Genomic DNA, 12,402 nt, shown 5'->3' with positions numbered 1-12,402 from the left:
GGTTTTTGCTGTAGTTGTACATCTTCAGCTTGCTATCCACCTATAATTCAGGGCGAATTCAGACTTCACATCGGCCTGATCTATGTAAAGCAGATTAACGAGCTTGGTCAGCTGTACGGAATTTGTTAGCAATAGCTGTAAGTTCAGCGCTGATGCTGTTCAGCGTTTGAACGAATGATTGCATTTGTTTGCTAGCTTCTTGGAACTCCTGGAAGAAGCGTTGCTTTGTCATACCTTCCCATTGTCCTTCCATGCTTGTGATGGATTGAGTCAATGTAGATACGATTTGCTGACTTTGCTCACCGCTTTGTTTAAATTGGTTGGAAACCTGATCAAGCTGCTCTGGGGTAACTAAAATACGTCCTGCCATTGGTAAATTCCTCCTTGGTTTGTGCAATTAAATTTTTACTTGTTCAAATTGTACTATACCAGGATCGATCGGACAAAAGCCGAAGGACCTAATCCTATTTACCCCATTTTCAGCACTTGAAACTTCTCCTAACAGCCTATTTACAAAAAAAAGATTCACTTTCTGCTGTTACTTTTATTCACCCTGTTCAGGAAACCACAGGCTCGGTCCCTCTTCTTCCCCGAAAGGAAGGATCTGTGAATCTCCAAGCTACAGGCTCAGGCTGCATAGCCTGGACTAATGTAGCCGGGGAGCCATCAGGCGGAGCGGCATCCTGTACACGATATACGGCCGCCATTGCGGAAAGGGGATCGGATACTACAGCTACAGTTGCAGAATGTGCAGGCATGATTTCTCCTGTACGATTGTTCTGAAGAACATTCAGCATATTGACCGCATTACCATAGGCTGTGTTCACATGACTCAGCACGGAACGATACTCCATGTCTGCCTGCTGGAATAACAACGCTTTGCGTCCCAGCTGTACGCTTAAGTCCATTAATCGACGCAGCGCATCCTCGCCCAGTCGTTTACTGTGATTCCATTCATTCATCACCGCTGCGCGGGATTCAACCTCCCACTCCAGCGAATGAATCGCCTGATCCAACACTGTCATCTTTTGCTGTATTTGCTCCGCTGCATACTGAATCTGCTTGCTCAGTGCCCGAAGCACATCCGGTTCCACACGAATGCGCATTTACCATCACCTTTCCTCTTCCCCTGCAGGCTGTTTAAGCCAGTCCAGCAGCATCTCGTGAAACTGTTCTCTAGTCGTCAGTGCTGCAACTAGCCAATCATCTGAAGCCGCAGTGCTCATCCGGAACAACCAGTTGGATACCGCACTTGCAGCAAAGGCTGCGGACTGCGACTTCCACCCATCTTCATTCCATACGAGCAACCTAAGCTCCCCGTCTGACTCCTTACCCACCAGACAGCGTGCCAGTGCAAGTGAGCCCTCAGGATCACTTGTCTCCTGTTCGAGTTCCTCTGCTACGGTCTGTACCCCGCTGTTTTCGAGCTCATTCATGACATCATAAAATTTTTTCTTGGAGCACATTAGGGCCGGTTTCTCCGCAGGAGAATGGCCGCTCCATTTCATCCGCTCTATCAGAACATCAATGGCTTCACGAACACTTCCCAGATCGCTGAGCCGGAACGAGTCCGGTACGTCGTCAACACGGGAAACTTCAACGACCCGCTCATCCGTGCAATGGATATAACTCTCATACGACTTGCTGTTGATCGTGTAGCGAATCCAACAAGCTCTGTCGGACAATCCGGCAATGGCTACCCTCGAGAAAACGGTCGGTGTCATGATCAGCTCATCGGTATCCTGATCCCGAATCAGATATCCTTTGTCAAGCAGGGAGGTTTTGACACGCTCCCACTCCATCGCGATATCCTCCGCCATATAGCCGCGAAACGGATCTTCCACACCAAGCAGTCGGTCTGAACCGAGAATACCAGCCAGGAAAAAAAGTTCCTTTGTTTGCAACGTGACTACCTTTTGCTTAGAATCATGAACCGTCAACATTATGAGCCACCTCCCCTCAAACTACAACATGCCATCGGTCACGAATTTCAGAAATCCAATCGGTCATTTTCCAGCTGTCATCACATGGAACTGCACCTTTAACCCTGGAATATTTACGTTTTACATAATAACCTTGACCCGGAGGCAGTACCTTCAGCCCACCTGAACTACCTCCAGATTCGGAATAAGGTATACGGAAGAACGAGAGATCGTTAGGGTCTAAAGTCCCGAACAGCATTCCGCTCTGGGAAGCCTTCACATCCGTTACCCAGTCAGAACCAAAGGTTGGAAAGTCTGCCGGAACTCCGGATAGAATCACGTGTACACCGCGATCCCTTCCTTGACGAACAATCGCTCCCAATTGATCTTTTACATTAAAATCGTTTAGCTGCTTGGACAAGGTGTCCGCATCGTCGATGACGAGCACAAGTTCCGGTCCACCGGAAATCTCGCCTCTTTTCAGAACTTCATCGTACAACTGTTGAATCACAGGTGCAAGCTGTTCTTCTCGCGATACATGTCCACGGACATGGGGCAAACTGCTGATTTCCCCCAGCCCACCTGAGCCATAACGCATATCTACTGTGTATATTTGTACAGCTTCCGGAGAAGCATGATAAGCCAGTGATAACATCCATGTCAACAAAAATGTTGTTTTACCGCCTTCCATCGGACTCGTTACCATGAAATGCGGACCTTCACGCAGATTAAGCTGGAATGGTTCCAGATCATCCGTAAGCAGTCCCACAGGGACAGTTACAGACGATGTATCCCAAGCCTGACCATATGATCCTGTCCGAATGAGCAGATCCTTGAGTTTGATCTCTTCCGGAAGTGGAGCAATCTGCGGCGCTTCTTCCCCTGTCCAGCCTTGGCGAATCTCAGCAATCGTACGGCGCAGTGCCGATGAACGCTTGCCCTCATCTGCCCCGGAAGAAGGCAATGCCGCCTGGAACATTAATGGAGGCACTTGGCCTTTGACCAGACCTCTTCCTGGCGGAAGTTGACTTGGTGCCTTGGAAGGTCTTCCCACGGCATAATAATAATCGCTTGGATCGGATAACTCAAATGAAACCGCATTGGGAATATTGCTTCTGAATTTTTCAAATACATCGGTTACCCGATTGGCAGTGAGCACAAAGGTGATACCCAAACTTCCGCCTTCACGCAGGATCGTCTCCAGAAGTTCATTTTCTTCCGGATAGGCATTGCGGAATGAAAGATAACCATCAATAACGACCACAACCTGCGGTACAGCCGCGTGAGCTGTCCGGCGGTACGCCGAAATCGTTTTAACACCCGCCTCCGAGATGATATCTTTGCGTTGTGCTGACAGCTTGAGAATATAGCGGAATAACCGCTTGATCCGGTCTTCCTCTTCAGCCATCATCACGCCACCGATCTGAGGTAGTGCTGCAAAGTCCTTCATCATGCGGCCCATGTCGATAATGTAACCATGCCAAGGCTCAGTTCTGTGGGAACGGGCCAGAGACATAAGCAAGGTCTGAACAAATGTTGTTTTGCCCAGTCCTGGCATACCGTACACGACCAGATGGCCTTGATCTACAGGCAATGCAAGCGGTTGTTGGCGCTGATTCGGGAGATCATCCAGCAAACCTACCAGTGGTTTCAGACCACTCGCCCCGCCATCAAGCAGCAGATCCCGATTCTCTTCTTCCTGCCATTCCTGAAGACCTTCCCATTCCAATGTCTCTGGTAAAGGTGGCAACCATGGTCCTGGCAAACGACGGATACCCGCATCCGCTGCAGACTTCGCAACATAATCAATAAATACCTGAAGCTGTTTCGGAACATCTTCACCTTTGAGAACGGCTCTGCGCTCTCCGGTTAACAGAGGCTCCCGCTTACCGTTCAGGCGCACTTCCATAACAGGCAATACCGTTGTTGAATCCTCCTGCTGGTTATAAGGTGCACCACTCCAGGCAAATTGCATTTCTTCAAACACTTCATCACTACCAACCTGGAAATATCCACGACCAGGCTTTGTAATCCATGCAGCATTTGGAATCTTGATCATGTCCCTGCTATCTCCCTCACTTTGTACGCGAAGGCAGATCCGGAAGCGCGAATTACTCCATATTTTATCGTCTACAACACCAGCTGGCTTTTGGGTTGCCAGAATTAGATGAACCCCAAGTGTCCGGCCAATGGCCGCGATACTGATCAATTCATCCATGAACTCCGGCTGGTCCCGCTTCAATTGAGCAAACTCGTCAATGATAATAACCAGATGTGGAAGTGGCTGTTCATGTCTGGAGCGCAGAATCTTGTAATATTCATCAATATGCTGGAGGTTTCCCGCATCATTTAATATTTTTTGCCTTCTGACCAGTTCGGCCCGAAGTGAGATATTTGCCCGCTCGATCAGATTTCCATCCAGATTGGTGATCGTCCCCACCACATGAGGCAGATCAACAAATGTATTGGACATTCCGCCACCTTTATAGTCAATCAGCATGAAAGCCAGATCATGTGGATGGAATTCAGCAGCGAGTGAAGCTACGATGGACTGGATGACTTCACTTTTACCTGAACCGGTTGTACCTGCAATCAGACCATGGGGACCATGACCCTGACGTTCAATTTTGTCATGCAGGTTTATCGCAATTTTTTTGCCGCCAGCTCGGACACCCATTGGTACAGGCAGCGTATCAGGATATCTCGTCTGTCCCCACCTGGACACCACATCCAAATCTTCCACGCGTGATGTGCTCAGCATATCGAATAATGGAAGCACTTGTGGGATATCTGAAGCAGATGACCGCTTTAACCGGATCGGTGACATATAACGGGAGAGTGCCTCTGCCATCTCCTTCGAGATCACATCAGGCTTGTACGTTTGTTGAATAACATCTGCATCTTCCGTTTTTTTGATATACACCCCTTTGCCCTTGGAGGCATCCATAATCAACTGACAATGCATCGGCAGAGACTCCTTGCGATTAGCCAGTATGATAGTGCATACATCAATTTCCTGAGCCGATTCCAGCAACAAGGGGAGTAACGGTTCTTCTTCAATCAATTGCGTATCGGAGAGAATTACAACGTAACATGGCGTTTGTACGCTTTTCTTGTAACGGTCTTCCTTATTGTTACGACGCCGGTTCAACACGGAAAACAAGCTGTCCGCTAATTGATGCGCACCGCTGTGCCTGTCGGCCATATAGCGTTGTCCTTGGTCTTCATCCCAGATATGGGGCATCCAGCGAAGCCAATCCCATTCCTTGCTGTCCTTTTCTTCATAGAAAGCAGCAAGCTTCAATTCATCCGGGGAATGGCGTACCGTCAGCTGTGAGATGATGACTCGCAGGGAAGCAAGCACTTCCTCCCGATCACCGACAAGTCCCATAACCTTCGATTGGAACAAAGGCAATGTAATGGAAGCATCCGGTACCGTCTGGAATTCAGCCGCAAGTTCATGGGCCGCTTCAATCAGCTCGTCCTTCTCGTATCCATCAATCCGCGGTACCTGAAGTTTGATGCGGAATGGAATCTCTCCCGTACCAATGCGAACCTGAAGGAAATCATCATCCTCTGGTGAACGTTCCCACAAGGAACTGTTCCGGTTCTTCACCACTTGAAGACACACACCCGGATCACCATGAATTTCGTACAGGCTCTTCACTTGCTCCGCCTGAGCTTCTTTCAGTTCTTCACGGTGTTTGTCCAGTTGGGCAAGATACATTGTTTTTCGTTCTTCCAATTTTTTGCGATATGATTTCTTGTTGCTCAGATACACGAAGAATGGAATGGTGTAAGAAGTAAGCATCATCATGACCGTCATCATCTGAAACATCATATAATTGCTGTTGCCCATTTTGCCGGTCATATTGATATATACGTAGAAACCAATGCTGACCATGGTCATCATGATCGGCACAATAATGGATATCATGGAAAACGTGGGTTTGCTCGGTTCTGTTGGAGGCCTGAGTATTTCGAGTCTCTCTTCCTTGAGAACCGGTGTCATTCTTGGAGAACGCTGATATAACACATTCACGAAGAGAAGACCTCCTTTAGTTCGTTCAATAATGAATGTATACGTTCAAAAGCCCTATTCGTTGCTGTCCTGTTGAAACAATGAACGTCTTCCATATACAGGCGCTTCTTCCGAAGTCGTTGAAAAAGCCCGCTGGACACGTACGCAACTGCCTTGCCTCAGCCCTGTTTCCATTAACTGCTGTGCGTTCTGTGGAGAAAACCACAGACCTTCCGGAAACTTGGCTTCAAGGATGTACTGAATGCCGTCGCCTGGTGCCTGTCCAAAAATGCGAACGCCGAGTAATGTCTTCAAATGTTCAATGGTACATTCGTCCGGAACATCGATGTCGAACCATTCTCCTTCCTCGCGGCCGGAATACACGGTTAGAATCATCCGAATCCCTCCCATGGTCTCATATGTAAATTGTCCTAATGTCAGATTAAATCAAAAAAAAGAGAATGAATCGTTATATCAACCCTATTTTCTTACATAAACACCCTGTTTGCAATGTACCACCTGTAATTTTGTTACATATGACCCACGTATATATTAAAATATCGTACATTCGACTCAGAACTTTCGTGGCAGTTATGCAATTAAATATTGCGAGGATACGAAAATTTTCGTTTTTTGTTCCATTTAAATGGTAATTAATTTTCGTTTTTCAGGACTTTTATTCCTTCGCTCACAATTGAATTGTGAACACTTTTCAAACATTACCCACCTTTATGTTTTCATAAGCTGATTTTAAGGTAATTTTAAGCATTGGAATTTAATATTAGCTGTATGAAATAACAACCGTGAGGTGATTTCAAGTGAGAACCCTAATAACCTTTCAAAACAAATCAATCCCTGTATATTTTAATCAAGAAAACAAACAACCTATGCAGAAGACATTAAGATTGCTTAGCAGTGCTCTGGAGCATAAAATTAGCAACGGTAAACGCGCCATTCAAAAATGTCTGCATTCTTTAATTAGTATTGAGATTGTTAATGGAGAAGCCATTCTCCACAGTCGAAGTGAAAACGACTCCCTTGCTTTATCCTTATATTAAAAGGAGTCACCCAAGACACATTCATTACAAGACATCAAAAAGGAAGCTGTCGTTATAGACAAGCTTCCTTTTTTGAGTTGTATACACGTTAACAGCGGATCGCAATTATTATCAGCCATCACTCAGTGCAGTTTGCTCAGGACATAGGCGGCATCATGTTCTTCCGCAATCTCGGCTTTACGAATACGAATGACAAACAGCCGAACCAAATTGGCACGTGTATGTTCTTCCTGACAGGTATTCAGTTTCCTCAGAATAAAGCGGTCAATGGACATGAATTTAAAGCCCCTTTGCCATTGGATTTACGGATCGATTCTTCCGTGTATCCATAAATAACCAGATAGCGTCAGCCCCAAACAGCTTTTCCGTTCTTATATTAAGCCGTATTTTGCTGCGGTGTAAAATTGTGCAAAAAGCCCGTCCCACCAAGCTGGAGACGGACTTTCGCATGATTTGTCGATCTTTTTGCAGCCCATTCTAATCATCCATAAATGCCTCTGCCAGTTCACCCTTTTTCGACTTATTTCACTCCCGGATATTCCCGATATTGGTGCTGAATGCTGATCCAACGCGTACGTGTAAACTTCTCAATGGCCCAATCCCCACCGAAACGTCCAATCCCTGAAGCTTTTTCACCGCCAAACATCACATGCGCTTCATCGTTCACAGACTGATCATTTACATGCACCATACCCGATTCAATGCGCTGGGCAACCTGATATCCTCGATTCAGATCTTTGGTGAATACGGAACCACTAAGTCCATAAGGAGTATCATTTGCCAAACGAACAGCTTCCTGTTCATCATGAGCCTTCATGATCACTGCCACAGGGCCAAACAATTCCTGCTGCACGATATCCTGTTTAGGTTTAACATCGGCAAGTATAGTAGGAGATAGCACGCTGCCTTTACTGGTTCCCCCGAGCAATAACCGTGCACCTTCGGCCTTGGCTTTGTTCACAAGCTCCAGCAATCGTGTTACCTCTTTTTCCCGAATGAGAGGACCCACGAGTGTTTTGGCATCAGCCGGATCACCTGCCTGGACATTCTTCGTTTTGGCAACAAATGAATCGACGAATTGGTCGTAAATATCGTCATGCACAATGATACGATTCAAAGCCATGCAGATCTGTCCCTGATGCAGAAACTTGCCAAAGACCGCGGCTTCGGCAGCACGTTCAATGTCCGCATCTTCCAGCACAACCATGGCGTTGTTGCCGCCTAGTTCGAGTGCCGTTTCTTTTAAATGTTCACCCGCCAGTTTACCGATCCCCTGTCCAACTTCTGTGGAACCCGTAAATGAAATTACTTTGGGAACCGGATGAGCGACAAAGTAATCCCCGATCTCGCTGCCACTTCCGGCAACAACATTCAACACGCCCTCAGGCAGACCGGCTTGTTCAAACAAATCGGCAATGAGCCAGCCTGCCGTAATTGGAGTGTCCGATGCTGGTTTAATCACCACACCATTACCAAGGGCAATCGCTGGAGCTACAGATCGAAGGCATAGATGCAAAGGGAAGTTCCACGGCCCGATAACACCAATCACTCCCTTCGGCTCGCGAACCACACGGTTCTCTTTGCCAGGAGTATTGGACGGAATAATCTCACCCTTCATGCGATAAGGAAAAGATGATGCTTCATCCACAATGCGTTTAGCCGCTGCAAACTCCGCCTCCGATTTGATTCGGGTACTCCCGGATTCCGTGATCAGCAGCTGAATAATCTCCTCTTTTCGCTCTGTCATCAGGGATGAAACTTTACGCAATACCTCTTCTTTCGCAGCGGGCAAAGACTTCGCCCATTCAATCGAATTTTTCTGAGCTGACTCATAAGCCTGATCTATGTCATTCTTATTGGAAGAGCGCCATGTAGCAATGACTTCTCCCGTATAAGGATTGATATTCTCCATTGTTTTCTCACCGGAGCCATCTACCCAACTGCCATTAATATATTGTTTCGTCCATGTTGTATGTTCGGTGTCCATTAAAGTCATGTGAATACGCCTCCTGATCAAGATTAGATGTCACACCTGCATAACGGTGTAATACATCATTAACCTTGTTCAGAATTACGCAAACGTGCAGTTCTGAATTAGCTCTTCCATTCTTTAAGCTTAAGGAAACAATACAACCCACCGAATTCTGTCGCCATCTGCACGTCTTTCATCATTCGGGCAGGCTCTTCTCTCCAAAGAGGCTCAAGTCTTCCCATCCGTAGCCAACTTCGATCAGATCTTGACCACCAATGCGGAGGGACTGTTTCTGGACTGGAGTGCCTCCCATCTTTTCATAGAAGCGGCAAGCTGAATTACGCTCCAAAGCCCATATGATCAAACGTTTCATATTGTGGGTCTGCAGATGATGAACGACATGTGTCGCCAGTTGCTGACCTATCCCCGTTTGTTGCACTTCCTTCAGCAAATATATAGCGTACAACTCTCCATCATAAGGTAATTTGCCTTCACGCTCCTTACCCCCACACGCAAATCCGACAATGTTCCCATCATCTTGTTCAGCTACCACCAGAATCTGATCCTTTTCGCCAGAACGAATGGTCTTCTCCCACTGGGACAATCTTGATTCTATAGTCAAATGATCCAAAAAATTGTCGGGCACAATTCCCCGATACGTTGTCTTCCAACTCTCTGTATGTACATGGGCTATACCTTGCGCATCTCCTTCACGCGCCAGCCTGATCAGCATAGCTATCACTCGCTTTCTCTCGTAACTTCCATAGTTTTACCATATTATATGTTCTTCTTTCTATAATTCCAAATTGATCCATTGAACTACCTCTTATAAAGTAAAATCCGGCCCTACGGCCGGATCGTTACTCTCGTGCCTACAGATACCTTGGAAGACAGATCCAGTACATCCGAGTTGTACATGCGTATACAACCATGGGAGACGGATTTGCCAATTGACCAAGGCTCATTGGTTCCATGTATGCCATAATGGGGAGCAGACAGTCCCATCCAGAACACGCCAAATGGCCCACCTGGATTGGATTGTTTGTTAATAATAGTAAACTCCCCGTTTGGAGTCTGTGTGAGCATCTTGCCAGTACCCACGGGATATCCCTTAATCACCTGATTGCCATCCAGAAGATATAACATGTGGTCAGACAGATCTACAATAATCCTGTAATCCGGCATAATGACATCCCTCCTGACCTATCTTATGCAAGGTGCCGGATGATGCCCGCCTGATTTCAGGCTTCCTCCCACTCTTTCACACTACGGGAGTGCTTGGGTTTACGACTATTGGCCGGTTTGCTGGAGGCGGTACGTCTTCTCGATGCCACTTCTTCCTTGCGTTGCTGATATTGCAATTCCTTTTGCATTTTCAGATAATTATTCAGTCTTTTTTCATCCAATGAACCATCCTGTATGGCCTCTTTCACTGCACATCCGGCTTCCCGTGTATGACTGCAATCCAGAAATCTGCACGTGGCCGCAAGCTCCTCAATTTCTCCAAACGCATGCGACAGCCCATCATTGCCTTCATCCCAGAGATTAAGCTCCCGCATTCCTGGAGTATCGATCAATACGGCTCCCTGTGGAAGAACAAACATCTCCCGGTGTGTTGTCGTATGTCTCCCACGGCTGTCTCCCTCGCGGACGGATTGTGTAAGCTGCACATCCTCACCCATCATCCAGTTCACCAGCGTAGACTTGCCACTGCCAGAAGATCCTGTGAGCGCAACAGTCAACCCTGGCTGCAAATATCGTTCCAGTAAGGATTTTCCTTGCCCCTCCACTGCAGATATTGCAAGTACTTCAACGCCTGGAGCAATTCCTTCTACACTTCGGATCTGTTCTTCCACATTGTTGCATAGATCACTTTTGCTCAAGACAATGACCGGCATTACGCCACCATTCCAAGCCATCATCACGTATCTTTCGAGTCGTCTAAGGTTAAAATCATGATTAAGTGCAGCCACGATTAACAGTGTATCTACGTTTGCGGCGATTAATTGTTCCTTGGTCACTGGACCTGCCGCCTGCCTTGATACCCTGCTCTGACGTGGCACCAGATTGTGAATAATTGCTTCTTCACCTGCCTGACCTGTAATCGCCACCCAATCTCCAACCGCTGGTACCAAGCTGGTCTCCAGACTATCATGACGCATTCGGCCTGATATTCTTCCCCAGCATTCGCCCTCTTCTGTAACCAAACGTTGCAGATGTCCATGGTCTGCGATAATTCTGGCTGGCTTTTTCTCCTGCTCTTCCATTCCTGTCTCTTGCCACAGTTTCTGCCACTTTGCAGACCAGCCGTACTTCTCAATATGATTATCTAAAATAAAAATTCCTCCCAAAATAAGTTTGTTTACTTCATTCAAGCCGAGTGAACAATTATCTCCGGTCCAGATCAAAACAAAAAACCACGAGTAGAAGTACACCCGCGGCAATAAGTAGTTAGCTGAATAAAGATCATCCCTTCTCGTAGATATACCGGATAGAGTACTTAACCCTCCGATAATAAACAATTCAGGAACACCCTTTTATTGGCAAACAAAAAAGCCACGGGTGCGTCACCCGTGGCTTCATCTGAGCATGTCATACTTCACGTTACAATGGATACTGCTATCCAGCTAACGCAAAATTACATGCTTTGATCCGTTCCGGAGACGCTGTTCATATTCAAATTAACGTATACTGCATTTAAGTTTGTCATAAACAATCGCCTCCCTTGTAGAATTATCCATTATGTTACACACTGAGCTTTGCAGTTGTCAAGCCCAAACTATTTTTACCCGTCTACTTTATTTGACCTGATCCCAGCGTGTCCACATCTCCTTCGGATTCAATTCATAGATCTCCTCTTCCCGATACATGAACTGATGCATGATAAATTCCCGCCGAATCGTGGCAAAGTCTTCATGGTATTGTTTTATAAATGTATTGATTTCTTTCTCCGTATACTTCCGACCAAATTCAAGCTGCTCGACCAGATGACCAAGTACAATCAGTTTTTTCTTGTATTGAGCCGGAATCTGACGCAGTCGCCCATCTTTGGAGAAAAAATTTCTCATGACCGACGCTTTCAATGTTTCGTTCACATCACTCATATCCGTAACCTCCTCTCGCTTAAAAATAAAATCAACCGAAGCCTGTGCATTCTCGCGGATAAACGAAGGATTGAGTGTGAAATACACTGTATTTTTCTCCCGTCGTTCCTTAATCAGCGCCGCCTCTCTCAGCTTGGATGCATGATGTGTCACGGTTGGCTGTGACAGATTCAGCCGTTCGGCAAGTGCCTGTCCGTGCAGTTCACCCTGTGCCAGCAACAGCAGCATGCGGAGCCGGGTCGGGTCAGCCAACGCTTTATGATAAGCCACAATTTTCTCCAGCTGCATCATCGTTCATCTCACTTTCAATTAGATAAATATCTAA

At 46.6% G+C, this 12,402-nt stretch carries 12 protein-coding genes; 1 reads left to right on the top strand and 11 read right to left on the bottom strand.

The features are described 5' to 3' along the window. Window positions 1-94: 94 nt before the first annotated feature. From MKY87_RS27580 to MKY87_RS27560, 5 genes are all read right to left on the bottom strand, one after another. On the bottom strand, window positions 95-370 hold the full coding sequence (locus MKY87_RS27580) for a WXG100 family type VII secretion target (RefSeq protein ID WP_017689071.1): 276 nt from the start codon (window positions 368-370) through the stop codon (window positions 95-97). A 187-nt stretch (window positions 371-557) separates the two neighbouring features. Then, entirely contained in the window at window positions 558-1,106 is a 549-nt protein-coding gene (locus MKY87_RS27575) for a WXG100 family type VII secretion target (RefSeq protein ID WP_017689072.1), read from the bottom strand. Window positions 1,107-1,112: 6 nt separating this feature from the next. After that, window positions 1,113-1,943 (bottom strand): hypothetical protein, encoded by an 831-nt coding sequence (locus tag MKY87_RS27570; protein WP_074094615.1) that lies wholly within the window; start codon window positions 1,941-1,943, stop codon window positions 1,113-1,115. A 16-nt stretch (window positions 1,944-1,959) separates the two neighbouring features. Next, entirely contained in the window at window positions 1,960-5,964 is a 4,005-nt protein-coding gene (essC, locus tag MKY87_RS27565) for a type VII secretion protein EssC (protein WP_339784499.1), read from the bottom strand. A 54-nt stretch (window positions 5,965-6,018) separates the two neighbouring features. After that, window positions 6,019-6,339 carry a hypothetical protein gene (locus tag MKY87_RS27560; RefSeq protein WP_074094613.1) on the bottom strand — a complete coding sequence of 107 codons (321 nt, stop codon included), beginning with the start codon at window positions 6,337-6,339 and terminating at the stop codon, window positions 6,019-6,021. A 422-nt stretch (window positions 6,340-6,761) separates the two neighbouring features. On the opposite strand from MKY87_RS27560, the gene MKY87_RS27555 reads away from it, so the two are divergent. After that, complete coding sequence (locus MKY87_RS27555; protein WP_074094612.1) at window positions 6,762-7,001, top strand: hypothetical protein; 240 nt, start codon at window positions 6,762-6,764, stop codon at window positions 6,999-7,001. Between the two features lie 122 nt (window positions 7,002-7,123). On the opposite strand, the gene MKY87_RS27550 is transcribed toward MKY87_RS27555, so the two are convergent. From MKY87_RS27550 to MKY87_RS27525, 6 genes are all read right to left on the bottom strand, one after another. Further along, window positions 7,124-7,276, bottom strand: a complete 153-nt coding sequence (locus tag MKY87_RS27550; RefSeq protein ID WP_164783094.1) for a hypothetical protein — start codon at window positions 7,274-7,276, stop codon at window positions 7,124-7,126. 245 nt (window positions 7,277-7,521) lie between these two features. Then, the gene (locus tag MKY87_RS27545; RefSeq protein WP_340966957.1) at window positions 7,522-8,997 is read right to left on the bottom strand and encodes an aldehyde dehydrogenase family protein; all 1,476 of its coding nucleotides are present in this window, start codon (window positions 8,995-8,997) and stop codon (window positions 7,522-7,524) included. 172 nt (window positions 8,998-9,169) lie between these two features. Next, window positions 9,170-9,706 carry a GNAT family N-acetyltransferase gene (locus MKY87_RS27540; protein ID WP_340966955.1) on the bottom strand — a complete coding sequence of 179 codons (537 nt, stop codon included), beginning with the start codon at window positions 9,704-9,706 and terminating at the stop codon, window positions 9,170-9,172. A gap of 113 nt (window positions 9,707-9,819) precedes the next feature. Further along, window positions 9,820-10,158 carry a L,D-transpeptidase gene (locus MKY87_RS27535; RefSeq protein ID WP_036609207.1) on the bottom strand — a complete coding sequence of 113 codons (339 nt, stop codon included), beginning with the start codon at window positions 10,156-10,158 and terminating at the stop codon, window positions 9,820-9,822. A 56-nt stretch (window positions 10,159-10,214) separates the two neighbouring features. Continuing rightward, entirely contained in the window at window positions 10,215-11,240 is a 1,026-nt protein-coding gene (gene rsgA, locus MKY87_RS27530; protein ID WP_445669469.1) for a ribosome small subunit-dependent GTPase A, read from the bottom strand. 531 nt (window positions 11,241-11,771) lie between these two features. Then, window positions 11,772-12,365 carry a DUF2087 domain-containing protein gene (locus MKY87_RS27525; protein ID WP_091034982.1) on the bottom strand — a complete coding sequence of 198 codons (594 nt, stop codon included), beginning with the start codon at window positions 12,363-12,365 and terminating at the stop codon, window positions 11,772-11,774. Window positions 12,366-12,402: the final 37 nt, after the last annotated feature.

This window comes from Paenibacillus sp. FSL R7-0198 (assembly GCF_038000415.1).
GTDB lineage: Bacteria > Bacillota > Bacilli > Paenibacillales > Paenibacillaceae > Paenibacillus.
The sequence above is the reverse complement of the archived record's forward strand: the minus strand, read 5'-3'. Positions and strand labels throughout refer to the sequence as shown.

Bases quoted from the DNA above. Each gene is read 5' to 3' on its own strand.
- MKY87_RS27540 (WP_340966955.1), bottom strand. From the start codon at position 9,706: ATGCTGATCAGGCTGGCGCGTGAAGGAGATGCGCAAGGTATAGCCCAT.
- MKY87_RS27525 (WP_091034982.1), bottom strand. From the start codon at position 12,365: ATGCAGCTGGAGAAAATTGTGGCTTATCATAAAGCGTTGGCTGACCCG.
- MKY87_RS27545 (WP_340966957.1), bottom strand. From the start codon at position 8,997: ATGACTTTAATGGACACCGAACATACAACATGGACGAAACAATATATT.
- MKY87_RS27535 (WP_036609207.1), bottom strand. From the start codon at position 10,158: ATGCCGGATTACAGGATTATTGTAGATCTGTCTGACCACATGTTATAT.
- rsgA (WP_445669469.1), bottom strand. From the start codon at position 11,240: ATGGAAGAGCAGGAGAAAAAGCCAGCCAGAATTATCGCAGACCATGGA.
- MKY87_RS27575 (WP_017689072.1), bottom strand. From the start codon at position 1,106: ATGCGCATTCGTGTGGAACCGGATGTGCTTCGGGCACTGAGCAAGCAG.
- MKY87_RS27560 (WP_074094613.1), bottom strand. From the start codon at position 6,339: ATGATTCTAACCGTGTATTCCGGCCGCGAGGAAGGAGAATGGTTCGAC.
- MKY87_RS27570 (WP_074094615.1), bottom strand. From the start codon at position 1,943: ATGTTGACGGTTCATGATTCTAAGCAAAAGGTAGTCACGTTGCAAACA.
- MKY87_RS27580 (WP_017689071.1), bottom strand. From the start codon at position 370: ATGGCAGGACGTATTTTAGTTACCCCAGAGCAGCTTGATCAGGTTTCC.
- MKY87_RS27550 (WP_164783094.1), bottom strand. From the start codon at position 7,276: ATGTCCATTGACCGCTTTATTCTGAGGAAACTGAATACCTGTCAGGAA.